23 protein-coding genes and 1 tRNA gene are annotated in these 26,092 nt (G+C 35.4%); 11 read left to right on the top strand and 13 right to left on the bottom strand.

Annotated elements, in window-relative coordinates:
* The first annotated feature begins 213 nt into the window (after nt 1–213).
* The 3 genes from NK356_RS14915 (at nt 214) to cls (ending at nt 3,553) form a co-directional block, all read left to right on the top strand.
* Nucleotides 214–1,152 carry an AraC family transcriptional regulator gene (locus NK356_RS14915; RefSeq protein ID WP_253317347.1) on the top strand — a complete coding sequence of 313 codons (939 nt, stop codon included), beginning with the start codon at nt 214–216 and terminating at the stop codon, nt 1,150–1,152.
* A gap of 89 nt (nt 1,153–1,241) precedes the next feature.
* Nucleotides 1,242–2,006 carry an SDR family NAD(P)-dependent oxidoreductase gene (locus tag NK356_RS14910; RefSeq protein ID WP_034696514.1) on the top strand — a complete coding sequence of 255 codons (765 nt, stop codon included), beginning with the start codon at nt 1,242–1,244 and terminating at the stop codon, nt 2,004–2,006.
* An 80-nt stretch (nt 2,007–2,086) separates the two neighbouring features.
* Nucleotides 2,087–3,553: a cardiolipin synthase gene (gene cls, locus NK356_RS14905; RefSeq protein ID WP_253317346.1), complete on the top strand. Its 1,467-nt coding sequence runs from the start codon at nt 2,087–2,089 to the stop codon at nt 3,551–3,553.
* Between the two features lie 91 nt (nt 3,554–3,644).
* Here the strand turns inward: cls and NK356_RS14900 are convergent, their stop codons facing one another.
* The 5 genes from NK356_RS14900 to NK356_RS14880 form a co-directional block, all read right to left on the bottom strand.
* Nucleotides 3,645–4,793 (bottom strand): methionine aminotransferase, encoded by a 1,149-nt coding sequence (locus NK356_RS14900; protein ID WP_034696511.1) that lies wholly within the window; start codon nt 4,791–4,793, stop codon nt 3,645–3,647.
* A 97-nt stretch (nt 4,794–4,890) separates the two neighbouring features.
* Complete coding sequence (locus tag NK356_RS14895) at nt 4,891–5,913, bottom strand: hypothetical protein (protein WP_253317345.1); 1,023 nt, start codon at nt 5,911–5,913, stop codon at nt 4,891–4,893.
* A gap of 74 nt (nt 5,914–5,987) precedes the next feature.
* Nucleotides 5,988–6,188 carry a hypothetical protein gene (locus NK356_RS14890; protein WP_034696507.1) on the bottom strand — a complete coding sequence of 67 codons (201 nt, stop codon included), beginning with the start codon at nt 6,186–6,188 and terminating at the stop codon, nt 5,988–5,990.
* A 107-nt stretch (nt 6,189–6,295) separates the two neighbouring features.
* Nucleotides 6,296–7,027 (bottom strand): LytTR family DNA-binding domain-containing protein, encoded by a 732-nt coding sequence (locus NK356_RS14885; protein WP_253317344.1) that lies wholly within the window; start codon nt 7,025–7,027, stop codon nt 6,296–6,298.
* Nucleotides 7,017–9,845 carry a histidine kinase gene (locus NK356_RS14880; protein ID WP_253317343.1) on the bottom strand — a complete coding sequence of 943 codons (2,829 nt, stop codon included), beginning with the start codon at nt 9,843–9,845 and terminating at the stop codon, nt 7,017–7,019. The genes NK356_RS14885 and NK356_RS14880 overlap by 11 nt, the downstream gene beginning before the upstream one ends.
* A 219-nt stretch (nt 9,846–10,064) precedes the next feature.
* Between NK356_RS14880 and NK356_RS14875 the strand changes: the two genes are divergently transcribed.
* The 7 genes from NK356_RS14875 (at nt 10,065) to NK356_RS14845 (ending at nt 18,872) form a co-directional block, all read left to right on the top strand.
* Nucleotides 10,065–11,951, top strand: coding sequence for a DNA topoisomerase IV subunit B (locus NK356_RS14875; protein ID WP_079241968.1), 1,887 nt, complete (start codon nt 10,065–10,067; stop codon nt 11,949–11,951).
* 111 nt (nt 11,952–12,062) lie between these two features.
* Nucleotides 12,063–12,569 carry a hypothetical protein gene (locus tag NK356_RS14870; RefSeq protein ID WP_034696501.1) on the top strand — a complete coding sequence of 169 codons (507 nt, stop codon included), beginning with the start codon at nt 12,063–12,065 and terminating at the stop codon, nt 12,567–12,569.
* The gene (locus tag NK356_RS14865) at nt 12,544–15,135 is read left to right on the top strand and encodes a DNA gyrase/topoisomerase IV subunit A (protein ID WP_253317342.1); all 2,592 of its coding nucleotides are present in this window, start codon (nt 12,544–12,546) and stop codon (nt 15,133–15,135) included. The genes NK356_RS14870 and NK356_RS14865 overlap by 26 nt, the downstream gene beginning before the upstream one ends.
* Before the next feature lie 45 nt (nt 15,136–15,180).
* A complete protein-coding gene (locus tag NK356_RS14860; RefSeq protein ID WP_034696498.1) occupies nt 15,181–15,822 on the top strand; it encodes a rhomboid family intramembrane serine protease in 642 nt (213 codons plus the stop codon).
* 31 nt (nt 15,823–15,853) lie between these two features.
* Nucleotides 15,854–16,942: an AraC family transcriptional regulator gene (locus NK356_RS14855; RefSeq protein WP_253317341.1), complete on the top strand. Its 1,089-nt coding sequence runs from the start codon at nt 15,854–15,856 to the stop codon at nt 16,940–16,942.
* Nucleotides 16,943–17,100: 158 nt separating this feature from the next.
* Nucleotides 17,101–17,886, top strand: coding sequence for an SDR family oxidoreductase (locus NK356_RS14850; RefSeq protein WP_034696496.1), 786 nt, complete (start codon nt 17,101–17,103; stop codon nt 17,884–17,886).
* Nucleotides 17,883–18,872, top strand: coding sequence for an NAD-dependent epimerase/dehydratase family protein (locus NK356_RS14845; protein ID WP_253317340.1), 990 nt, complete (start codon nt 17,883–17,885; stop codon nt 18,870–18,872). Before NK356_RS14850 ends, NK356_RS14845 begins: the two co-directional genes overlap by 4 nt.
* 17 nt (nt 18,873–18,889) lie before the next feature.
* Here the strand turns inward: NK356_RS14845 and NK356_RS14840 are convergent, their stop codons facing one another.
* The 8 genes from NK356_RS14840 to NK356_RS14805 all read right to left on the bottom strand — a co-directional run bounded on the left by NK356_RS14840 (nt 18,890) and on the right by NK356_RS14805 (nt 25,914).
* Nucleotides 18,890–20,431, bottom strand: coding sequence for a hypothetical protein (locus NK356_RS14840; RefSeq protein ID WP_253317339.1), 1,542 nt, complete (start codon nt 20,429–20,431; stop codon nt 18,890–18,892).
* Nucleotides 20,432–20,438: 7 nt separating this feature from the next.
* Complete coding sequence (locus tag NK356_RS14835) at nt 20,439–21,011, bottom strand: hypothetical protein (RefSeq protein ID WP_051934356.1); 573 nt, start codon at nt 21,009–21,011, stop codon at nt 20,439–20,441.
* 533 nt (nt 21,012–21,544) lie between these two features.
* A complete protein-coding gene (locus tag NK356_RS14830) occupies nt 21,545–21,904 on the bottom strand; it encodes a DUF4180 domain-containing protein (protein WP_253317338.1) in 360 nt (119 codons plus the stop codon).
* Between the two features lie 4 nt (nt 21,905–21,908).
* Nucleotides 21,909–22,934, bottom strand: coding sequence for a serine hydrolase (locus tag NK356_RS14825; RefSeq protein ID WP_253317337.1), 1,026 nt, complete (start codon nt 22,932–22,934; stop codon nt 21,909–21,911).
* Nucleotides 22,935–22,961: 27 nt separating this feature from the next.
* Complete coding sequence (prmC, locus tag NK356_RS14820; protein WP_253317336.1) at nt 22,962–23,810, bottom strand: peptide chain release factor N(5)-glutamine methyltransferase; 849 nt, start codon at nt 23,808–23,810, stop codon at nt 22,962–22,964.
* Nucleotides 23,811–24,569: a peroxide stress protein YaaA gene (gene yaaA, locus NK356_RS14815; RefSeq protein ID WP_034696491.1), complete on the bottom strand. Its 759-nt coding sequence runs from the start codon at nt 24,567–24,569 to the stop codon at nt 23,811–23,813.
* 4 nt (nt 24,570–24,573) lie between these two features.
* A complete protein-coding gene (locus NK356_RS14810; protein ID WP_253317335.1) occupies nt 24,574–25,275 on the bottom strand; it encodes a CPBP family intramembrane glutamic endopeptidase in 702 nt (233 codons plus the stop codon).
* Between the two features lie 27 nt (nt 25,276–25,302).
* Complete coding sequence (locus tag NK356_RS14805) at nt 25,303–25,914, bottom strand: L-threonylcarbamoyladenylate synthase (RefSeq protein WP_034696488.1); 612 nt, start codon at nt 25,912–25,914, stop codon at nt 25,303–25,305.
* Between the two features lie 101 nt (nt 25,915–26,015).
* Here NK356_RS14805 and NK356_RS14800 point away from each other — a divergent pair.
* Nucleotides 26,016–26,088: transfer RNA gene (locus tag NK356_RS14800), tRNA-Met, on the top strand.
* Nucleotides 26,089–26,092: the final 4 nt, after the last annotated feature.

The following is a 26,092-nucleotide window of genomic DNA, read 5'->3' as shown; positions in this document are numbered from 1 at the left end:
TTTTAACGAAAGTAAGTAAAATAAATGAATTATATCACTGTGTTTAGAAAAAATGAAGAATTTTAAATAAATCTTCGGAATTTTCAATGGAGTAATGAGATATTCATTATAACAATATTTTCAGAAATGAGAAGTTCAGATGAACAATCTGGAAACATTTTAAAGCAGTCTGTTTCATAACTTTGTATATTTGAATTTTACAAATCATTTGTGATGGAAAAAATAGCACACACTTCACTGGAAGATTTTTATAAAGCGATGGCAGCCAAGCTGGGAAAAGATCTTGAAAGTATTTTTCCCAAAGGGCTTCATAAAGATATCGGTCACTTTAATGTTTTTGATATTGCCCAAACGATAGAAAGAGCAAAGGCCACTTCCGAAATGCCTTATAACAGGAGGAAATACTATAAAATCAGCTTTATAAGAGGGCGGAATAGGGCAGAATATGCAGACAAAGTAATTTCAATAAAACAGAATGCTTTATTATTTGCTACGCCTAAAGTTCCCTATCACTGGGTTCCTGAAGATCCTGAACAGTCCGGAAGTTTCTGTGTATTTACGAAAGATTTCTTCATTAAGGATAAATCTTATTATAATCTGGAAGATCTTCCTATTTTTCAGCCAGGTGGAGTTCCGGTTTTTGAAATTGATAATGAGCTTGCAGAAGAGATTGAAAGTCTATTTAAAAAGATAAAAAAAGAAATAGATTCAGATTATGTATTTAAATATGATCTGATCAGAAACTATGTTCTGGAATTGATTCATTATGGGCAGAAATTACAGCCTGCATCTAAAATATCAGCTTCAAATGATGCATCCATGCGAGTAGTTTCTTTATTTATAGAGCTGCTGGAAAGACAGTTTCCTATTGAATCAGGGGAACAGAGACTGCAATTGAAAACCGCCAAAGATTATGCAGACCGATTGGCCGTTCATGTCAATTACTTAAACAAAAGATTAAAAGAAAGCACCGGAAAGACAACCACAGAATTTATTTCGGACCGGATTATTCAGGAAGCTAAAATACTTTTAAAACAGACAAAATGGAATGTTTCAGAAATATCTTACGCTCTGGGATTTGAGGAGATTGCTCATTTTTCCAATTTCTTTAAAAGGAAAACAACGTTTACTCCATTGGAATTTCGTTCCTGATTTGAATTTTGCAAATTTCAGATTGATTCAAGCAAACACTTCAGTCTGAAAATATCCCAACTTTGTACCATCAAAATAATCAAAATACAATGAACACAAAAACAAATATTGCACTGGTAACCGGAGGAAGCCGTGGATTAGGGAAAAACTCAGCGCTTAAAATTGCTCAAAAAGGATTAGATGTTATCATTACCTACAGAAGTAACAAAGAAGAGGCTGATGCTGTTGTCAATGAAATCAAATCAATGGGAAGGAAAGCTGTAGCATTTCAGCTTGATACAAAAGATATTAAAAGCTTTGATACTTTTGTAAAAAACGTAACAGATCATTTGCAGCAAAATACAGGAAGTACTCATATCGATTACCTGATCAATAATGCAGGAACAGCCTTATATTCCCCGATTACAGAAGTAACGGAAGAGCAATTGGACGATGTGGTAGATATTCACTTTAAAGGAGTGTTTTTCCTGACTCAAAAATTATTACCATTTATTAATGATGGAGGAGGTATTATTAATGTCTCTTCAGGGCTGGCAAGATTTGCAACACCGGGATCTTCTATTTATGGATCAATTAAAGCAGGTGTAGAAATGCTGACCAAATACATGGCTAAAGAATTAGGTTCAAGAAAAATCAAAGCCAATGTTGTAGCTCCGGGAGCTATTGAAACAGATTTTGGTGGCGGAAGAGTAAGAGACAATGAAGAGATCAATGCAATGGTAGCGGGAGCTACAGCACTCGGAAGAGTAGGTCTTCCGGATGACATTGGTGGAGTGGTGGCATTCCTGTGTACGGAAGATGCAAGATGGATCAATGGACAAAGAATTGAAGTTTCAGGAGGAATGTTCCTATAGAACTTTAAAAGGCCAAAAAGAGAAATTTTTAATTTCCTTTTTGGCCTTTTTCACTATCTTTAACCTAGAGATCAGTCAATATGGTTAAAGAATTTCTTGATCAGTATCCATACATTTTGTTGGGATTTGAGGCCCTTTATCTTCTCGGGGTTACTTTCCTTGCGGGTAAGATCATTATGGATACCAGAAATACAAGCAAAACACTGGCTTATCTTCTGCTTATTATTTTTCTTCCGGTGGTGGGAATCATCATTTATTTTGTTTTTGGAGTCAATTTCAAAAAGAATAAATTTTATACCTTCAAAATAGAACGTAATGAGCAGATATATCAAAAAGTACAGCAATATATTGAAGAAACCCATCATAAAACACTGATTGCTCATCAGGAAGAATTACAGAATTTTTTGCTCACTGTTAATTTTCTTTACAATGCCGGAAATGCGCCTGTTTCTCAGGGAAATCATACAGAAGTCCTGATCAATGGTGAAGCTAAATTTGAAAAAGTTTTTGAAGTACTTGAAAAGGCAGCGCATCATATCCATCTGGAATATTATATTTATGATAATGACGATGTCGGAAACAGGCTTGCTGATCTGTTGATGAGGAAAGCAAAGCAAGGTGTTAAAATACGTTTTCTTTATGATGATCTGGGAAGTGGAAAATTAGGCCGGAAGTTTTTAAGAAAATTACAGGAAGCAGGAGTGGAAGTATCTCCGGTCAACAAAATTACTTTCAGGCTTCTAGCCAACAGAGTGAATTACAGAGATCACAGGAAGATCATCATTGTAGATGGGACTGAGGTTTTTACAGGTGGCATTAATGTTTCGGATAAATACATCAATCCTAACCCAAAACAGTACTGGAGAGACGTTCATCTTTATATTAAAGGAGAAGCCGCTTTTTATTTTCAATTTTTGTTTTTCAGCAACTGGGTTTTTGCTACTGAAAAATTTCCTGAAATCTCAACATCGTATTTCGATTATAAAAAAACAGAAGCAGGAAGTTCCCTCGTTCAGGTTGCTGCAAGTGGCCCCGATACCAGGCCTTCTATTATGTTGAGCACCAGTTCGGCAATTCTTTCTGCCCAAAAAAGAGTATATATTGTAACGCCTTATTTTATCCCTGTTGAAACGGTATTGAACGCTATAAAGCAGGCTGGTCTTTCCGGACTTGATGTAAGGCTTATGGTACCAAAATCAGGAGATTCTGTAGTGGTGAATGCCGCAGCCTATTCCTATTATGAAGAGCTTCTGGAGAACAAAGTGAGAGTATTCTTTTACAAAAAAGGATTTATTCATGCCAAAACAATGATTGTTGATGACCATTTTTCGTCTGTAGGAACTGCGAATATGGATGTCAGAAGTCAGGAACTTAATTTTGAGGTAAATACATTGATCTTTGATGCAGAAATTAATCAGAAGCTTAAAAACCTTTTTATTGAGGATATGAATGATTGTGAAGAAATCTTCCTTGATGCCTGGAAAAAAAGGTCAAAATTCAAAGTTTTTTTTGAACATCTGGCCAGACTGCTTTCACCGCTAATTTAAAATTCACCTGTGAATAAAAAATAAAAACTCCGGAAACATTTCCGGAGTTTTATGTATAATTTCTTTACCTCTTTGTTTTAATCAGGAAGTATTAAATCTTTGATAAATTCTCAAGTGCTTTTTCCAGAGTTTCCTGTTTCTTGGCAAAGCACAACCTGATCACATTCTCATTCAGCTTGTTTTTATAAAAAGAAGAGAAAGGAACACTGGCCACCTTATGATTGATGGTAAGTTCTGAAGCAAAATCAAAATCATTTTTATCTGATATTTTATCATATTTCACCGCCTGAAAATAAGTTCCTTCACAGTCCAGAAGTTCGAACGATGTACCTGTAAGACCTTTTCTCAGAAAGTCTCTTTTCTCCTGGAAAAACTGATTCAGATAAGTATAGTGTTCATCATTTTTCATGTATTCTGCCAGAGCCAGCTGAATAGGAGTGTTTACACAAAACACATTGAATTGGTGTACTTTCCTGAATTCTTCCGTTAAGCTTTTAGGTGCTGCACAATAGCCTACTTTCCATCCGGTAACATGAAAAAGCTTCCCAAAAGAGGCCACAAGAAGGCTTCTTTCTTTCAATTCCGGATACTTACAGATGCTTAAATGCTGTTTTCCATCAAAAACAATATTTTCATACACTTCATCACTCAAAATAAGAATAGAAGTTCCTTTTACCAGTTTAATAAGTTCCTGTATATCATTTTCTTTCAGAATTTTTCCTGAAGGATTGTTAGGGTTATTAAGAATGATCATCCTGGTTTTTTCGCTGACAAGATTTTTTACTTCATCCCAGTTGATTTCATAATCCGGAGCTTTCATTTCAAATCGTTTTACAATACCTCCGAAAAGTTCTACCGTAGGCTCATAACAATCATATGCAGGTTCAAAAATAATCACTTCATCATCTTTTTTAATAAATGATGCAATAGCCGTGAAAATTGCCTGAGTACCGCCTGCAGTAACTGTTATTTCAGAATCCGGATGGTAAATTGCCTGATGACTATTTTCAATTTTTCGTGCAATTTCTTCCTTTAAGCCAATCATTCCGCCAAGAGGAGCATACTGATTGAAGCCTTTTTTAATAAAATGATCTACATGATTTAATAATTCTGAATCTGGCATAAAATCAGGAAATCCCTGAGACAGATTGATGGCTTCATTTTCATTGGCAAGCTGAGTCATCTGGCTGAAAATAGTAGTTCCTACATTGGAAAGTTTTGATAAAGGAAGTTGTATCATAAAAACAGTTTTGTGGACCGAATTTAAGGAAAAACTATAAATAAAGGACAGTTTATAACTGTCCTTCTTTAATAATAAAATTATTTGTCCTTATTATTTAGTAATCCTCAATATGTAATGTGTGTGTACCACCACATCCTACAATGTTTGCATATACATTGTACTCCTTTAAAGCATGTGTACTCTGATAAGGTCTGAAAGTAGCTTTATTCCCGTCACTTGACCAGGCTAAACTGCCAGTCCAACTATCAGGATCTCCACCCCAGCTTTCAGAACTTCCACATCTCTTTTTCAGAGTATATGAAAAATAAGATATATCAGGGTATTGATAATTGTCTGCTACCCATATAAGGAATGGTTTTTTTTGACCTTTAGCTTCACCAACTATAGAGAAATAAATTCCTGCTGCCTGGTAGGTCAGTTCTTTTTTTGTTCTTTTCTTGTTAGAACAACGTACGCTCTCATTATCTAATTTTTCTTTTTTATGAATTGCCCAGCGATCATTACAACCCAACAGATTGAATAAAATAGGAACGAGTTCGGTGTTATTATCATACTGTGTAATGAATTCATTTCCAGATTTGTTTAGGATAGTGTTTACTGCGTCTGGCGTATCAGAAGGGATGGTATATACGGTATTATTGGCAAGATCAACTCTCACAATATAATTGCCAAGTCTGACTAACTTTTTCTGATTTAATATATCAAGTAATAATCCGTAATTATCATAAATAGCATCTTCCATTATTGGATTCGTATCCATATTGGGATCTTCAGAATCCATGAGCTTGTTGATTTCCTCAATCGTATTTCGAAGTGGAGAATAATCTGTGGTTTCAATCTTTAAGTTTGCAAACTCAGGATTGTTGAAAAAGTTTTCATACTCATCTAATGTGGCAAAATATAACATCTTTTCAGGGGATGCGTTTATTGTTTTTTGAACATTGGTAATGTTCTTTTTTTCAACAGAAGAATCATTAATATCCTCAATACTTTTCTGACAAGCTAAAGAAAGTAGTGATAGAATCATTAATAAAAATGAATGACTAATGGATGTCTTAAGTCTTTTAATATTGAAATGTAGTGGTTCAATATTTTCAAAGTTTATTCTTGTTTTCATGGTCATTGATTATTGGTGTTTGATGTACTATTAAAAAAAATCCCGATCCGAAGACCGGAACTTTAGAATTTTCCTTATTTAGGTTCAATCCAGGGAAGTCCATTCCATGGCATTGTGTAAATAAAAGGAAGTCCTCCAATAGGTTGTTGCGGATTAGTTGCAATAGGAGGCTGGGGTTGAGGGATTGTTCCAGGGTTGCTTGGGGTAACAAATGCTGTTCCTCCGGCAATGGATCTCATTTGATTTCTCTTGAGTACTTTTCTAGTGATTTTCATGATAATTTTTTTTGTTTAACATGACGAAAGTAGAGAAGAGTCTTAACAAAAAACAGCTCCAACTAATAAGTGCGGAGGTTGAATAAGTAAGTGCGAAAGAAAATATTTTATTCGGGTTTCCCTATGGTGGAAAGGAAGTCATTCTTCTTGCGGTAGGAGACATCCAGAACGGATCCGTCGCTCATTACTACCTGTCCGCCTCTGCCTTTAATATATTCCTGAAGATGATTAATATTAATAAGATGCTTATGATGTATCCTGAAAAAATGATGTTCCATCAGAATGGGTTCAAATTCATGAAGCGTTTTGGATACCATTATTTTTGATTTATCGGCAAGATAAAAAAGGGTATAGCTCGAATCTGCTTCACAACGGATGATATTGGATATTTCTACCAACTTAAATCCCTGAAGGGTAGAAAGAATGATTTTGTTATCTTTAAGAAGAGTAGGATTGGGAGTCTGTATTTTTTTAATATTGTCCAGGGTTTTATTGACAGCAATCATAAAATCCATTTTTTTTATAGGCTTTAAAAGATAATCTGTAGCTCCATTTTTAATTGCCTGAATGGCAAAATTTTCGTAAGCTGTGATGAAAATAATCTGGGAATGAACTTCATTCAGCTTTGAGAGTAAATCGAAAGTGGTTCCATCACCCAACTGAACATCGAGAAACAGAATGTCGGGAGAGTTTTTGATAAGGTAAATATAAGCTTCTTCCACGGAGGAAGCCTGGAATTCAATATTGATTTCAGGAAATTCATTTTCCATAAGTAATGCAATATAATCTCTTCCATCTTGTTCATCATCAACAATACATGCGTGTATTTTATTTCTCATAAGGTTTTATATAAAGTTTGATTTGTGTTCCCTGTCTGTTGCTTTCCGGAAACGCATTGATTTCTAAAAATATATTGGTATCAAAAAGCTGTTTAAAAGTCTCAATTCTTTTATGAGAAAGCTTTACCCCAAAGGAGTTGTCTTTTTTCAAAGATTCCTGGTTGGGGATTCCTACACCATTATCTTCAATGGTGATGCATAAAGAAACATTCGTATAATCAAAGCGGATAAGAATTTCTCCTTTTCTGTCTTTTAACCCTGAAATGCCATGCTTTATCGCATTTTCCACAAAAGGCTGAATCAGTAAAGAGGGAATCGTCCAGTTAGGATCTACCTGTTCAGAAATAATAATTTTATAATCAAAAAGATCTTTTACACGAAGCTTTTCCATGTCAAGATACAATGTGAGATATTCAACTTCATCTTTAATAGGCATGAAGGTTTTTTCTGAATAATAAAGCGTTTTTCGGATCATCTTGGCGAAAATATCCAGATAGTTTTCTGTTTCTTGATAATCTTTTTTATACAATAAAAATTGAATGGAGTTCAGGCAGTTATAAATAAAATGAGGATTGATCTGAGCTTTAATAGCCTGGAGTTCAAGTTCGGCAATCTTTTTTTCGTACTCCATTTTTTCCAGTTTCTTATTCCTTTTTTTATGCAGATAAGAAAATATAATCATCAATAAAGCTCCGATGATGAAGATGGCCAGTATCAGCCTGAACCACCATGTCTGCCAGAAGAGAGGCTTTATATAAAAAGTAAGGTCAGAAGAAGCATAGGATTGTTTTCCGTTATATCCTAAACCGTAAACCCGGAAGGTATATTTGCCTGGAGGAATAGAGTTGAAGATGACTTTAGAAGAATTATTGATTTGCCATGAGTTATTTAACCCTTCCAGCTTATATTTATAGCTTATTTTTCCCAATGAGGGATAATCAAGAAAGCTGAGATTAAAAATAACGGTATTGTGGGGATAAGCAGTCAGGCTTTTCTGCAGGTCGTAATGCTCATTATTTTCAATAGATACAGAGTTAATAACTACTTTTTTGTGAATGAATTTTTCCTGAGTCAGTAATTTTTTGATGGAAAATATTCCAAGTCCTTTAGAAGTTCCAATGAAGATGGTGTCATTTTTTATCACGCAACCGGCCACTGCATCAGAGGGAAGTCCGTCTGTCTGGGTGAAGTTATTGATATGTTGATTCTTTGCTGTCAGTTCAACTCTGGATATCCCTGAATTGGTGCTGGCCCAGAATGTATTTTTATTTTCTACTTCTATTTTTTTTACCTGGTCATTGATTAATCCATCATTCTTTCCGATTTTTCTTATAATTCCTTGAGTATTAAAAATAATAATCCCGTGGAGATTAGTTGCTCCCAAATAAGTATGATCATCTAATTTTTTAATATCTGTAAAATAGTATCCCTTTAAGAATAAAGTTTTTTTCCGGTTTCTGATATTGTATTTGTACAGATCACTGAAGCTGCCGATAAACAGATTCTCTTTATCATAGGGAAAAACGGTGTATACCCGCTCCTGAAAAAGAGTGGTTGTTTTTTTAGTTTTTAAACTGTAGGTCAATAAGCCGCCAGATGTACAGAAAAATAAGGAATCCTGGGTGTAAGAGACAATGTTCTTTAAGGAACAATATATCTTTTTAGAAGTATTATTGGTCATATCATGAACAATAACTTTACCTGATAAACCGAAAATGGAAATATTGGCTTTTAAATAAACCGAGATGTTTTCATCTTTATCACCCTTATCCAGGATAATATTTTGTATTTTATTGTTTTTGCTGATAAGAGCACCGGCAGATTGATTGTAGCCGAGAAGAATATTTCCGTTATCTTTTGCAATGGCTTTTATATACTCAGAATTACTTTTTACAGGCAAATTGATATGATTGGCAAAAAGGGATTTTGATATGAAAAATACACCATTATTCCGTGAATTGAACCATACGTTATCATCCTTGTCTACAAGAACATTATTGATCACATAACGGTCCAGTATTTTGATAGGCTTACCAAGGTTTATCTTTTTTTCAGTCAGTGATTGGTTGAAATATAAAACGCCTCCATTACTTATATTCAGCCATAGTTTATTGTTTTTATCAATAAGCCCGTAGAAAACATTCTCTTGTTTACCACAATCATAAGATAGAATCTTTTTTATACCTGAAGGAGCAGAAAGTTGATACACTTCAATTGTATTTTTATTTAAGAAGACAAAAAGATCATCCTTTTCACAGATCATACTTCCGGTTTCTGCTTTTAAATATTGCTTTTTTCCGGTGAGGATATTGTAGACAAGTATATTTCCCTGATGAGAATCATGCAAATAGAGATTGTAAGTATGCGGCTCAAACCTGAGCGTTGCAAAATATCTTTTCCCGTAATCTAATGGGATGGGGATCTTTTTAACTTTTCCGCTTTCATAGATGAAAATATTCTGAGGGTTTAAATTTCCATAAAGATAAAGTCGGTTTCCATCACGGGTAACTTTCGGAATAGAGCTTGAAAACTGATTTTTTACATAGTCATTGATGTTCAGATTGATAACACGACCGTTTTTTAAATAAGCAAAATCATTCAGAAAGGGAAGAATGAATACCTCGCCGTTGGGCAAAGGCTCACAGGATATAATATCAATATTCTTTAACCCTTCTTTCTTACCGTATTGTTTAAATTCTTTTCCGTCAAATCTGAATAAACCATTATCGCTGCCTATCCAGATGAAGCCATTTTTATCTTGTCTCAGATGATAGGTATAGGAGCAGTTTAATCCTTCCTCATCGCTATAGTTCACCATCCCGGGGATCTGTGAAGAAAATAATGAGGGAAAGAATAAAATTACAGATAATGTGAGGAAAGTAAATAAATTTTTCACATGATAATGATAATTTCGTAAATATATAATTTGATTGAGAATAATACAATGTTTGTAGTAGAATATTGAAAAAAAACAAGAGGAAAAAATTCGGATAATTTTGGACAATTTTGTACTTTTGTATGTTTGCTGAAATCATATATGTCACAAGAAATAAATCCAACCTACTCCGAAGATAATATCAGAACCCTCGATTGGCAGGAACACATCCGTTTGCGCCCCGGTATGTACATCGGGAAGCTCGGTGACGGTTCTTCCGCTGATGACGGTATTTATATCCTGTTAAAAGAAATCCTTGATAACTCTATTGATGAGTTCAGGATGAGATCAGGGAAAAGAATTGAAATAAAACTGGACGATGGTAAAGTTACCATCCGTGACTTTGGACGTGGAATTCCACTAGGGAAAGTGGTAGACGCTGTCTCAAAGATGAATACCGGTGGTAAGTACGACAGTAAAGCGTTTAAAAAATCTGTAGGTTTGAATGGTGTCGGGACCAAAGCGGTAAATGCCCTTTCAGATTACTTCAGAGTTCGTTCTTTCCGTGATGGGAAAATGAAAGTTGCTGAATTCTCCCGTGGGATGATCACTGAAAACTTTGATGAAAAAGAAACCTCAGACAGAAATGGTACTGAAATTTCTTTTATTCCTGATGGAGAAATCTTCCTGCATTTCAAATACAGGAAAGAGTATATCGAAAGAATGCTCCGTAACTATGCGTACCTGAATCCGGGACTTAAAATTCTTTTCAACGGAGAAACCTATTATTCTGAAAACGGTCTTAAAGACCTGTTGGAAGAAGAACTGGAGAGTGAGATTCTTTATCCAATTGTTCATTTGAAGGATGAAGATATTGAACTTGCTATTACCCATTCTGATAAATCACAGACTGAAACCTATTTTTCATTCGTGAACGGACAGAATACAACGCAGGGTGGAACACACCTTAATGCATTCCGTGAAGCATATGTAAAAACGATTCGTGAGTTTTTCAATAAAAGTTTTGATGCCTCTGATATCAGAAAATCTATCATTGCTGCGATCTCGATCAATGTAGAAGAACCGGTTTTCGAATCCCAGACCAAAACAAAATTAGGGTCTAATGATATGGGACCAAACGGACCTACCGTAAGAACATTCATTATTGACTTCCTGAAGAGTAAACTGGACAATTTCCTGCACAAAAATCCGGAAATAGCTGAAGCAATTCAGAGAAAAATATTAATTTCCGAGAGAGAAAGAAAGGAACTTTCAGGAATCCAGAAACTGGCAAGAGAGAGAGCAAAAAAAGTATCTCTTCACAATAAAAAACTTCGTGACTGCAGACAGCATTATAACGATCAGAAAGCCGAAAGAAAAGGAGAGAGCCAGATCTTCATTACCGAGGGAGATTCTGCATCCGGATCTATTACAAAATCCAGAGATGTAGAAACTCAGGCCGTATTTTCACTGAAAGGTAAACCATTGAACTGTTATGGTCTTACCAAGAAAGTGGTGTATGAAAATGAAGAATTTAACCTTCTTCAGGCCGCTTTAAATATTGAAGAAAGTCTGGAAGATCTGAGATACAATCAGGTAATTATTGCTACCGATGCCGATGTGGATGGGATGCACATCCGTTTGCTGATGATTACTTTCTTCCTGCAGTTCTTCCCGGATCTGATTAAAAACGGACACCTTTACATCCTTCAGACTCCGTTATTCAGAGTAAGAAATAAAAAAGAAACAAGATATTGCTATACAGAAGCAGAAAGAATAAAAGCACTAAACGAACTGGGGAAAAATCCTGAAATCACCCGATTTAAAGGATTGGGAGAAATTTCTCCGGATGAATTTAAACACTTCATTGGTAAGGATATCCGTTTAGAACCTGTAGTAGTGGGAAAAGACCAGACGATTGATCAACTTCTGGAATTCTACATGGGGAAAAATACGCCGGACAGACAAACCTTCATCTTAGAAAACCTAGTGGTAGAAGATGATACTGATATTGATAAAAAAGAAATACTGAATGAAGTAGAAAATTAAAAAAAAACTTATAACTTAAAAAACTGGTTGTAAGAGCCATTGCAGACTGAAAAAAAGCACAATTTTGGATGAAGTAGGAAATTATAATACTTACACAGCCAAAAAAATAAAATGAGACTAAGTAACCGTAATAAAGCATCAATTTATAACTCTTTGAGTACACTGCTTTTGATGATTGCAGTGTTTGGGATAATTGCGTTTGTCGCTAATGAATACAGATTTCATGCGATGGGTAAAGAAAGTTATTTATTAATTATTGTTCCTGTTTTGCTGCTGATTATCTTTTATATCAGCGGAAGACAGATTTTTGAATACGACAGTGACGGAGAAGCTTTGAATTTTAAAAACAGGAATGTGATTCCCTTTTTAAACAAGCCTCTTCATGACGAATTTCCAAAATACAAACTGATAAAATATGATGTGGTCAGTATTCTCTTTTTCAAAAGATTATACATTACCGTTTCCAGTAAAAATAATGGTTCTACCATACTCAAATACCAGATCTCTTATTTGAGCAACAAAGAAGTAAACGATTTAAAACTCTCTCTGAACAAAGTAGTGAAAGCTAATAAAGAGAAAAAAGATAAAATAGATGACGACAGAAGAATATTCGCATGAGGGTGAAAGCTTAAAAAAAGTTTCCGGGCTGTACAAAGACTGGTTTCTTGATTATGCTTCCTATGTAATTCTGGATAGAGCTATCCCTTCAATATATGACGGTTTAAAACCCGTTCAACGAAGAATTATGCACTCCATGCGGGAGCTGGAAGACGGCCGTTACAATAAAGTGGCCAATATCGTGGGAAATACCATGAAATATCACCCACACGGTGATGCTTCCATTACAGATGCCATGGTGCAGATTGGGCAGAAAGAACTGTTAATTGATACTCAGGGAAACTGGGGAAATATTTATACAGGTGACTCTGCAGCTGCCGCGAGATATATTGAAGCAAGACTGACTCCTTTTGCCCTGGAAGTAGTCTTTAATCCTAAAACTACAGATTGGACAAAGTCTTATGACGGAAGAAACAATGAACCTATTGATTTACCGGTAAAATTCCCCTTGCTTCTTGCACAGGGAGTAGAAGGTATTGGAGTAGGACTTTCCACAAAAATACTTCCTCATAACTTTAATGAACTTATTAATGCCTCTGTAGCCTATTTAAAAGGTAAGAAATTTGAACTGTATCCGGACTTTTTAACAGCCGGTTATCTTGACGTTTCCGAATATAACGATGGTCACAGAGGAGGAAAAGTAAGAGCAAGAGCCAAAATTACCCAAACGGATAAGCATACATTGGTAATTTCTGAACTTCCTTACTCCAAAACAACAACAGATCTTATTGACTCTATTCTAAAGGCCAATGAGAAAGGGAAGATCAAAATCAAAAAGATTGAGGACAATACTTCAGATAAAGTAGAAATCCTGATTCATATTCACAATGATGTTTCACCGGATAAAACTATTGATGCACTGTATGCATTTACAGACTGTCAGGTGACGATCTCTCCGAATGCCTGTGTGATTGTAGGTGATAAGCCTATGTTTCTGAATGTATCCGATATTCTGAAAACCAATACAGATCATACCGTTTCATTACTGAAGAAAGAATTGGAAATCGAACTTCATGAACTTCAGGAAAGCTGGCATTTCTCTTCATTGGAAAGAATTTTCATCGAGAACAGGATTTACCACGATATTGAAGAAGTGAAAACCTGGGAAGATGTATTGAAAACCATTGATGCCGGATTAAAACCTCATACCAAACATCTTTTGAGAGCCGTTACGGAAGAGGATATTTTAAAACTGACAGAGATCAGAATCAAGAGAATTTCAAGATTTGATTTAGATAAATTTAAAGAAAATATTGCATCGCTGGAAGGTAAAATAGAACAGGTAAAATACCACCTGGCTAACCTGATTGCTTATGCTATTGATTATTATTTAAATATTCAGAAAAAATACGGTAAGGACAAACAAAGAAAGACTGAACTTAGAATCTTTGATACCATTGACGCTACAAAAGTTGCCGTAGCCAATGAAAAATTCTATGCGAATTTCGAAGAAGGCTTTATTGGAACATCTCTGAAAAAAGATCAGTATTTGTTCGACTGTTCTGACATTGATGACATCATCACATTCAGAAAAGACGGAAGTATGAAGGTTGTAAAAGTGGAAGCGAAAACGTTCATCGGTAAAGATATTCTTCACGTTGCCATTTGGAAGAAAAACGATAAGAGAACGGTCTATAATATGATCTATCGTGAAGGTAGAGAAGGACCTTATTATATGAAACGATTCTCTGTAACCGGAGTAACCAGAAATACAGATTATCCGTTAGCTTCAGATAAAAAAGGTTCTGAAACACTCTATTTCTCAGCCAATCCTAATGGGGAAGCAGAAACTGTAACTGTGCTTTTAAAGCCTAATCCTAGAATCAGAAAGAACAAAATGGAGATCAATTTCTCCGAGCTTGCCATCAAAGGGCGTGATTCCAAAGGAAATCTGGTGACTAAGTACGCCGTAAAGAAAGTAGATATGAAAGAAGAGGGAGTTTCTACTCTTGCTCCTAGAAAAATCTGGTTTGATGATACGGTAAGAAGACTGAATGCCGATGTAAGAGGAACATTATTGGGAAGCTTCAAAGGAGATGACAAAATCCTGACCATCAATACAAATGGTGAAGTAAAGCTTGTTTCTTTTGATTTGGGTAACCGTTTTGATGATGAATATCTGGTGTTGGAAAAATGGAGACCTGCACAGCCGATTACCTGTATCTATTACGACGGAGAAAAAGATATTTACTTCATTAAGAGATTTTTACTGGAAAATACAGTGAATGTGCAGACTTTCATGCCTTCTGAGCACCCGAAATCTTTCATCGAAAATGTAATTGTTGCCAACGATGTTACTGCAGAAATTATTTTTGCTAAAGATAAAGGGAAAGAACGTGATCCGGAAACCATCAATATTGATGAATTCATAGCGGTAAAAGGTATAAAAGCCATTGGAAACCAGTTTACGAAATTCAAAGTAAAAGCCATCAATATTACCATTCCTGAACCTGTGGAAGAAGAACCTGAAGTCTATGAAGATCCGGAACCTACGGGCGAAATGGATGAAGACGGAGGAATGATTGGGGATCTGTTCCAGGATGACGGAAATAATGAAAATGAATAGACAAAACTAAAGATGTCTGTTCAGATATAACATAAAAAGAACACAATGGATATAGTTGTTATCATTATCATTGCAGCTACATGTATTTTTAGTTACATGGGGTTCAATAATACAGCATTATTTGAAAAATATAAATTCAATGTCGGAGCAATTGCGAATCGTAAAGAATATGTAAGACTTATCAGTTCGGCATTTTTGCATGCAGACTTTATGCACTTATTTTTTAATATGCTTTCCCTGTATTTTTTCCAGGGAGTAGTTATCAGTTTCTTTGGAGAAATAGGATTTCTGATTCTTTATTTCGGATCTATGATTCTTGGAAACTTATTCAGTCTGCAGATTTATAAAAATCAGCCTTGGTACTCTGCAATCGGAGCATCAGGTGCGGTTTCAGGAATTATTTTTGCATCCATAGCCATGGCTCCGAATGAGATCAGCGTCAATTTCTTACCAGGATGGTTATTTGGAACCCTGTATTTCGGATACTCAGTGTATATGATGCTGAATCCTAAGCAGTGGGATAATCTGGGGCATGCCGCTCACCTTGGAGGAGCATTTTTCGGGTTGGTTTACTCTATTGTAATGCATCCGCAGCTGGCCATGAGCAATATTCTTTTCTTAGGAATCATGTCACTTCCACTCATTTATTTAGGATATGAAATTTTTGTAAGGAAGCGAATAGGATAAAAGACTATTTTTAATCAAAATATCAAAACCAATGAACACATCAGAGTTAAACAGTTTCATCGTGATACTTATCTATGGTTCATTGGTTTTGCTTTCTCTGCTGAAGCTGGCCAATCCTTTACAGGTAAATCATAAAGCCAATTTCTGGTTCGGAATATTTCTCTTTCTGTGGTCTACCTTTTGGCTGGATGAAGTTCTTTTTCTTATTACAGGTTCAATCGTAGAGTTTCATTCCCTGTTTTGGGTTAGAATTATTCAATTTTTTACACCTATTGTTTTTTACTTTAGCGTACTGTTTTATACCAATCCATCTTTTACCTTTAAAACCAGGGATTTTAGATTTTTGTTGCTTCCTGCAGCCTTTGTGCTGTGTCTGGTACTAGTAAAATTGGGTTATGAAAAACCATTTGAATATCTGAGTGTTATTTTAATTCTCATTCAGGCTCTTTTCTATACAGCACTTTCCTATATTACCATCAGGAAACATCAGAAAAAGATCCAGCAGTTTTCTTCCAATACCGAAGGAATCAATCTGAACTGGCTGGAATATATTATTCTGGTACTTCTTATGGTGAATATCATCTATGTTATTTATAATCTGTTCTATGATCCAAAATCTCTGAATTTCTTTATCAATGCTGTCTTTTTATCGGTTATTTACTGGGTAGGGTATTATTCTCTGAAACAGAAGGAAATTTATCCTTTAGAAGAAAAACAAAGGCAGGAACTGATCTCTATTGATGAAGATTCCGATCCGGAAGAAGTAAAAAGAAAACTGATCTCTGATGAAGAATTACTAAAGATTAAAACCTCACTGGAAAGAATCATGGAACTCCAAAAACCTTATCTTGACAGCGAACTTAACCTTATCAAACTGGCTGAAATGCTGTCCGTTTCTACCCATCATCTTTCGTATGTGATCAATACAGGCTTTGGGAAAAATTTCTTCCAATATGTGAATGAATACAGAGTAGACTACGCCAAAAAACTTCTGAAAGAACCCAACAGCAAATTATACATTCTCGGGATTGCTTACGAATCCGGGTTCAATTCTAAAACATCTTTTAATACAACCTTTAAAAAAGTGACCGGACAAACACCTTCCGAGTTCAAAAAATAAGTTCCGATTTATAAACTTTTACTTTTTGTGTTTTTAATTAATTGATTTGTAGTCGATTGATTGTTTTTGTTTTTCTGGGTTAAAATCGGTTCGTTCAGATAATCCGGAACATTCAAATCCACCTTTCCCAATAGTTTTGTACCATAAAATGTAAACTTATGGATACCCAAGAATCATATGCTGTCGTTACGGGAGCAAGCCAGGGACTCGGAAAATCATTCGCTGAACATCTGGCCAGGAAAAAGATCAATGTCATTCTTATAAGCCTTCCGGATCAGAATCTTAAAGAATTTTCCAGAGATCTGGAAGAACAGTATGAAATAAAAGCCCATTATTATGAAACAGATCTTTCAGTTCATGAAAATGTGATGAAGCTTACAGAATGGCTCAATAGTTCTTTTGATATTCATATTTTGATTAATAATGCAGGACTTGGCGGAACGAAGAAATTCACAGAAGCTTCTTCGGATTATATCAACACCATTCTACAGGTGAATGTAGCGGCCACTTCACTGATTACCCATCAGCTGCTTCCCAACCTTTTAAAACAACCCAAAGCCTATATTCTGAATGTTTCAAGTATGGCGGCCTTTTCACCCATCGGTTTTAAGACGGTATATCCAGCTTCTAAAAGTTTTATCCATTCATTTTCAAGAGGGCTTCATGAAGAATTGAAAGGGACCAATGTCTTTGTAAGCGTTGTAAATCCGGGAGCAATGAAAACCAATAAAGATGTTTGTGAAAGAATAGAAAAACAAGGCCTTATGGGAAGATTGACCCTTTTAAATCCTGATAAAGTAGCTTCATACTGCATCCGGCAATTGTTTAAAAAAGATTCCGTCATTATGGTGAACCCAATCAGCTGGCTGGTGATGAAAATTTTGCCCATATGGATCAAACTGCCATTAATGACTCAGGCTATAAAAAGAGAAATCGAAGCATGAAAAAAGTGTGTGTAACCGGAGCAACAGGGCTTCTGGGAACTAATGTTATCCTTAAATTATTACAAAATGGTTATTCTGTTACTGCTCTGGTGCGCAAAAAAAGCAGCTGGCTGGGCGAAGAAAACAAAAATCTGAAGCTGTTGGAAGCAGACCTGTCGTCCGATATCTCAGTACATCTTACCGATATTGACTGTATCATTCATATTGCGGCAGAAACACGCCAGAATCTCATCCGTTATGACGAATACAGAAAAGTGAATTATGAAGCGGTTGTGAATCTGTTTACCCATGCAGAATTGATGGGTGTAAAGAAGTTTTTATTTGTAAGTACCGCAAATACTTTAGGATTTGGAAATACAGCCTTCCGGGGAAGTGAAAAAGCACCACAGATTTATCCTTTTACCCATTCATTCTACGCCCAAAGTAAACAGGCCGCAGAAGATTATCTTTTAAAAAAATGTAAAAATACAGAGGTTATTATCGTTAATCCAACCTTTATGATCGGAGCTTATGACAGCAAACCGAGTTCCGGAAAAATCATCTTTTGGGCCTGGAAGAAGAAACTGATTTTCTATCCGAAAGGAGGGAAGAACTTTGTACATGTGGAAGATGCAGCCAACGGAATAGTAAATGCCGTTGAAAAAGGAAAGAATGGCGAAAAATATCTTTTAGCTAATGAAAACTTAAGCTACAGAGATTTTTTTAAGAAAGTAAACCGGATTACGGAACAAAATCCAATCATGATCCCCATCCCCAACAAGCTTTTGAGTTTCCTTGGATTAATGGGTGATGGTTTGAGAAAATTAAAAATAAAAACGGATCTGAGTTCTGCCAATATGAAAGCCCTGCAGATCTTTAATTATTATTCTAATCAGAAATCAATAGAAGAGCTGGGAGTTCAATATCGATCGATTGATAAAGCCATTGAAGAGGCTGTACAGTATTTTATTGAAAATCCTGTCAGGAATAAAAAAACCAGCTCTTAAAAGCTGGTTTTATCAAATTATCTTGTTATTTTCTGAGTTACATTTTTATTGGAAATAACGCAGGCTTTACTGCAGTTATTGGCACTTGAAATATTAACCTGTACCAATGCCGGCAATGATCTGTATTCTTCCTTATTGTAAGGTGCTTCAGTACCATTGCTTCCGCCACCTTTAATATCATATTGTACCTGGGCTACTCCCGTGAACCCCGTTGCAGGTTTGAAAGAAAGTGCTCCGGTAGTGGGAAAATAAGTCCATGTTCCCTGGCTGTTGGTATAAACTCCGCCTGTTATATTGGGAATTACAGCTCCGTTGCTATCCAGAAAACGGAATGAATTAAAATCAAGGTTGTTATATGAAAGTGTTGGCGGATTCTGGCCATTTGCTGACGAATAAGCCGCATCATTAAGCAAAGGGTAATAGATTGACTTTATCCCTGGGCAACCCGCAAACAAATCATCCGTTACTTCCGCAGCATAAGGTCTTGTAACCCCTAAGTTTTTCAATAAATGGATATTTTTGGCAGCTCCGGTAGAAGCGGCAAATCCAATTCTGAAAGTAGAAGGTGCTGAGGTATCCAGCGTTCTTACCGTAGTGTTGGATATCGTAGTTTCAGTGTATTTCAGAGATGTTGGATAGTAATAATTATCAATCACTTTTTCTTTTACCGTTCCATGCTGTATTTCCAGGGTTATATTGTAACCGCCGGCAGGATTGGGAACTAATGTAATATAGGCTTTACGGAATCTTGCATCATTTTCATTTTGAGGAATTGTTGTTCCTCCACTTTCAATGCTGAATTGCTGAAGAGTCGTATTTTTAATACCAATATATTTTCCAGTTGCAGGATCCAGATAAGCGGTTCGGTTGCTGCTGGAAGGTGAGGCATTGGTAGCTGTACTGTAAAGTAAAGGATAGCCATTATATCCTACCGGTTCAGCAGACGAAAGATATTGGTTTCCACGTTTACCTCTTAAAGATATGTTACTTCGTCCATCGGCTAATGTTACCCCAAATATTCCATTTCGAACCCTTTCACCCTGGTTAAAACTGGTTTTAAAATTTCCGTATTCATCCAGACCTATTCCCAGATAAGCACCTCTCAGTCCTTCTGTAGATTCTCCACCACGTACAAAACTATATCCTAATCCTCCACCAAAATATCCGAGATTAAGCTGGTCTTTAGGAATAGATCCATCTACTAAGAATATAGAAATCCCATCTCCTCCGTTGGTATTTCCTCCATAAATAGCAAATTCGAATTCAAACTTGATTCCCTGATCACTTTTGAAAATTTTATCTGCAAGGATAACTCCTCCCGAAATATTATTGACACTTCTGGTAAGTCTTAGCCCGTCTGTAGTAAACGTTGCATCATTCTGAACACCACTGGTAGCCACCTTATAGGCTTCCTGAGGCTGTAATCCCTGTGTGAAATTAACAAAGTACGGATAACCGGTTCCCTGTTCATTTTGTGCCTGAATATTTTGTGAGAAAATAAATAAGGAAAAAGTAAACAGAAATCTTTTGTATCGTAAAATTGAGCTGTTTTTTATCATCACTCAATTATTTAACAACGAAAACAATATTGATAAAAGAGCAGTCAGTTGCTGCAGCTTTTACATCATAAGTCATTACTCCATCATCAGAAATAGAAATATTACTGAATACATTAGGATCTGCATCTGTTACATAATAGTAAAGATCTTTACTGGATGGGAAAAAAGGTATTGCCGCAGGAGCGCTGGTACTCTTCGCTTTTGGGGAACCAAACTGAGTTTTATACAATGTATATAAATCTTTGGTTCTGCCATTGGCTGTGGTGGAAGTATCAAAAGAAACACTAGGCATATAAAACATTTTTACGGCATTACTGCTGATACAAAGCCAATCAGGTTTGGTAGGAGTTCCAATATTCTGACTTAAGCATTTCTTATCAGTATCATAGATAAGAAGCGAGTTGGCCGGATTCGCAATTGCATCTCTTTTTGCTGTGGTCAATCTAGGGATCAGCATCCCTTTATTTTGGCTGTAAACATCCAGAATTGCACTTTGATCAGGTGTGGATATGTTAATCCCTACTTGAGCGAAAGAAAATGAACTGGCAAAAATGATTGGTAGAAATAATTTTTTAATCATGATGTCTTAATAATTTTTTATCTGTGTGTATGTTTTTTTAGAGAAAAGAATATTTTTAGGCTTAATTCTACAAAGGCAATAGTTATCACTGACAAATTCATTAAAACAATGAATTGTTCTGCTCAAATAATAGCCAAATGAGACCTTTGGTTCAAAAGCTCATCAACAGATATAGCAAGTATACTTCATCAAGAAATATCTTATGCCTACCTGGGTGGTTAGTCGAAAAAATAAATTGATTATGTAGCCGTATAAGCTCTTAAATAAGTAAGATTCATATTCCCTCGTGTTTTTTGCAAATATACAAAGAAATATTCAGTCGTTTGTGTTTATAGAATTAATTCTAAACTTCTCTTAATAATTAACATATTTTGGTTTAAATTTTTACATAATTTGCAAATCAATAAGATTGTTTTTATTATGTAAATCTTTCTATTCTATTAAGAAATCTTAAAAAGGATGATATTGAGGTGTAGATATTTTAAAATAAAGAAAAATATTACTATTTTTAATATAAAGGATTGAAAAAGAGTCTATTTTGAAAAATTATTCAATGCGTCATTCAGAGTGCTTACAAAATTGACATGCCTTGTTTTATTACTTTCAAAAATAAAATCTTTCATACTTTTACTTTCATATTTACTGAAATCCCCTACAATAGCTAATCCTATACGATAGTTTGAGAATTTTTGAAGAATTTCTCCGGCAATTTTGGTCTTTAAATCGAAGAATTCAGGGGTAATATTTCTTTCATAGAGAATCACTTTATCAAATCCCTGATAATAGATGTTTCCCATCAAATCCAGTCCGTCCTGTGCAGATTGGATAATGAGGTCATCGGAAATAATTTCTGCGATTTTTATATTATTAATTTCGTGAGATTGGATATTCATTTTGTTATTGAATTGTTTTTTTTATATCATGTAAAAAGTTTTCTAAAGGAAATGCATCTCCCTGATTGGTAAGTGCAATGATACAGCTGTTATGCTGCAGATCTCTCCAGAATAAAGCTTTAAAACCATTCAAACCACCTGTATGCATTGCGTTTTTTCTACCATTATTTTTCTCCAAAAACCACGCAAATCCATAGTTTGAAATCTGTCCGTCAGATAATTGAGAAGGGGTGTGCATAAGGGCTGTGTTTTCTTTACTGATAAGAGTATAATTTCTCAATGCCTGATCATATTGATAAAGATCTTCAGGGGTAGAGTAGATCCCGCCATCTCCGGTTGTTGCAATAGAATAATCATCAGGTTTTTTCTTTTCATTATATCCTAATGCAATATTCGGAATAATTGTACCTGGTTCATATACATGGGTATGGTTCATTTTTAAAGGAGTGATAATCTGCTCATTGATAAAACTCGGATAAGATTTTCCTGATACTTTTTCGATAATCTGCGAAAGAATAATATACCCGCTGTTGCTGTATTTAAAATTACTGTCAGGAACAAAATCAAGACCATTAAGATTGAACAGCCAGTTAATGACCTCCTGATTGGCCAGTCCTTTTTTTGAAAATAGATTCTCATAATCTCTAATCCCCGAAGTATGATGCAAAAGCTGTCTGATTGTAATACTCTTCGCATATTCAGGAAGTAAAACAAATTGAGAGGCTTTGTCATCAAGTTTCAATAGCCCTTTTTGCTCTAACATTAAAATAGCAACAGCAGTGAATGATTTACTGAGAGATGCAATATAGAACGAAGTTTTTTTATCTGCTTTCAGTCTTTTTTCTATGTTACGGAAGCCCAGCGCTGTATCACAGACAATTTTGCCGTTTTTTACAACCAGAACAGAGCCGTTGAATTCTCCTTTATTGTAATAATCATTGACAACATCATTAGGCTGCTGCTGTTTGCAGGATATCAGTTGCGTAATCAGTGAAATAGCAATGAGAACATTGCCTGTCAAAGTTTTCATAGGTTAGATGTATAGAAGTAAAATTACTTATTTCTTTCCATAAATAAACCTGTCATTCTCTGATAAATCCTTCAATAATTGTGCGTTAGAAAAATACTGATACAATTCCAGTGTTTCAGGACCCAGTTTCTGGTTAATCTCTAAAAACAAAAGACCATTTTCTTTCAAATGCTTTTTGGCATCTTCCGCAATTTTTCTGTAAAAGATTAAGGCATCTGAAGTAGGAGAGAAAAGAGCCATTTTAGGTTCAAATTCTTTCACGGAATCGGCAATTTCAATCTCTTCTTCAATTCCTATGTAAGGCGGATTTGAAATGATGATATCATAGTTTTCAGCCAGTTCAAAATGGAGATAATCAGCGTGAATGAATTGTATTTTCAATTGGTGATATTCTGCATTCTTTTTAGCTGTATTCAAAGCTTTTTCAGAAAAATCAATGGATGAAACTTCCGCTTCCGGAAAATGTTTCTTTAAAACCAAAGGAATAATTCCGCTTCCGGTTCCTATATCCAAAATCTTTAAACCTTGAACCTTAAACCTTGAATTTTGAATTTCTCTGATAGCCATTTCCAACAGCTCCTCAGTTTCAGGGCGGGGAATCAGAACATTTTCATCCACAAAGAATTTCATTCCGTAAAATTCTGTTTCACCAAGAATCTGCTGATAAGGTCGTCCGGTTTTAAGTTCCGAAATAAGATGATCAAGTTTTTCTTCATCATCAATCAAAAGTTCCTGCTCAGCGAATCTTCTTTGCTGAAATGGATCAAAACCTACGATTTGATGAATGAACAAAGACGATAAAAACATACTTTCCGACTCTGTATAAAGATCGGAAAGTTCTGTCTTGAAATATTTCTTAAATGCTGAAATTGTCATTTATCTTGTAAAAACCAGTTTTGTATCTGTAGACTTCTCTTCATCAATTCTGTATCCTTCATAGTTGAATGCTTTTACATCCTCCAGTGTTTTGGCATTGGTTTCTGCACAGAATCGAACCACAAGACCTCTGGCATGTTTGGTATACACAACAATGGTCTTCAGTTTTCCATCTTTTAATTCATAGAAATCGAAATCAATTACGGTATGGTTAAGTTTCTTTCTGTCGATTACTTTTCCATATTCATTACTGGCAAGGTGAAGAAGGATTTCTCCTTTTTTCATTTCAGAATTCAATTGTTCCGTAATCTTTTCTCTCCAGAATTCATACAGGTTTTTGTATTGCTCAAATTCAAAAGGGCGACCCATTTCGAGCCTGTAAAGCATCACTTTATCAGAGGGTTTCAGTAAACCGTAAAGTCCGGAAAGCATTCTGTAGTTTTTCTGCAGGTAATCTACAGCATTTTTATCCAGTGTTTTGGCATCCAGCCCTCTGTAAACCTCTCCTGTAAAGGCAAACATTGCGGGAGCAGATTCTTTTGCTGTAGGTTTGGATTTCCATTTTTGATTTCTTTCCCAGTTTTCATCAGCAAGCTTAGGTGATATTTCCATCAACTCGGAAAGATATTTAGGTGATTTTTCTTTTAAATAAGATTGTATCAATGCTGCATCTTCAATGAATCTTGGAGTAGAAGATTTCAACAGATCTGTTGAATTTTCCACGTTCATTAATTTGGCAGGAGATGTTATAATTTTCATAATGTTAAAATACAGATAAGTGTTTAATATCAATAAAATTCATCATCATAGCGATAAAATCAATCATAAAATGACAGATGATCAGAATTTTAATATTTGAATAGCGTTTATAAAATACAGCAAACACGATTCCGATAAAGAAAGGTCCAAGAACCTGGCTTATGGTACCGTAAGTACTATGTAAAATTCCAAATAAGACCGATGAAATAACAATTGCAACGGTGGGGCTGTTGTAGATTTTTTCAAGCCTGGACTGTACATAGCCCCGCATCAGGAATTCCTCTACAATAGCAGCGGTAAGGCATGTAAAAATAACTAAAAAATAATTATTTCTAAAAATGGGTACAAGGTTGAGAAGTTTAGTGCTTATTTTTTCCTCTATAAAAAACAGGATGACCGCATTCAGAATCCCTCCGCCAATCAAACAGATAAAATATAAGCTCAGTACAGCTTTGACATAAAATGCAGCTGAATATTTTTTCTCTTCTTTAAGTAAAAAAACACTTTTTTCAATAAAAATAGTGTAGAGAAATACGAGAATGAGAATTATCCATAAAACAATTCTGCTGAGAAAGAAATTGACTTCTGTAATTCCTTTTATTCCGGTTATCATGATGACAGCTGGAAAAGCATACAGCATGGCTGCAGCCAAAATAGTAAACGTGAGTAAAATTCCTACAGCATATTTCCCGGTAAGACTCATCATTAAGTACTCTAAACCTTGAACTTTGAATTAAATGATCCCTTTTCCCTGACGGATAATCTCCGGTTCACCTGACGTAAGGTCTACAATAGTGGAAGCTACATTATCTCCATACCCTGAATCAATAACAATATCTACCAGATGATCATATTTTTCAGCAATAAGTTCAGGATCGGTAGAGTATTCGATAATTTCATCATCGTCTTTAATGGAAGTAGATGCAATCGGGTGGCCCAGTTTTTCAACAATAAGCTGTGGAATCGGATGGTCAGGAACACGGATACCAATCGTTTTATGTCCTTTATAAGCTAAAGGTAAACTTTTATTGGCTTCCAGAATGAAAGTAAACGGTCCGGGAAGATGACTTTTCAGAAATCTGAAAACGGAGGTATCAATAGGTCTTGTAAAGTCCGAAAGATGGCTAAGATCATTACAGATAATTGAGAATTTTGACTTCTCAAGCTTCATTTTTTTGAGCTGAGCCAGTTTTTCCATGGCTTTTATATCAAAAATATTACAGCCTAAAGCATAAATTGTATCAGAAGGATAGATAATCAGCCCGCCGTTGTTTAAAGTTTTAATAACCTCATTCACAAGATTTTCCTGTGGGTTGTCCGGATAAATTTTTAATATCTTTGCCATAAAACAAAGATACAAATAATAAAATAGTTTTCATAAAAGTCCTTTATTTAAAAGAAAAATTAGGATTTGTGAAAAATATTCGTACCTTTGCAATCCAATATCGCGGGATGGAGCAGTAGGTAGCTCGTCGGGCTCATAACCCGAAGGTCATCGGTTCGAGTCCGGTTCCCGCTACTAA

The sequence above is a fragment of the Chryseobacterium sp. S0630 genome (assembly GCF_024158915.1).
Taxonomy (GTDB): domain Bacteria; phylum Bacteroidota; class Bacteroidia; order Flavobacteriales; family Weeksellaceae; genus Chryseobacterium.
Note: the sequence above shows the minus strand (reverse complement) of the source record. Positions and strands in the feature narration are given on the sequence as shown.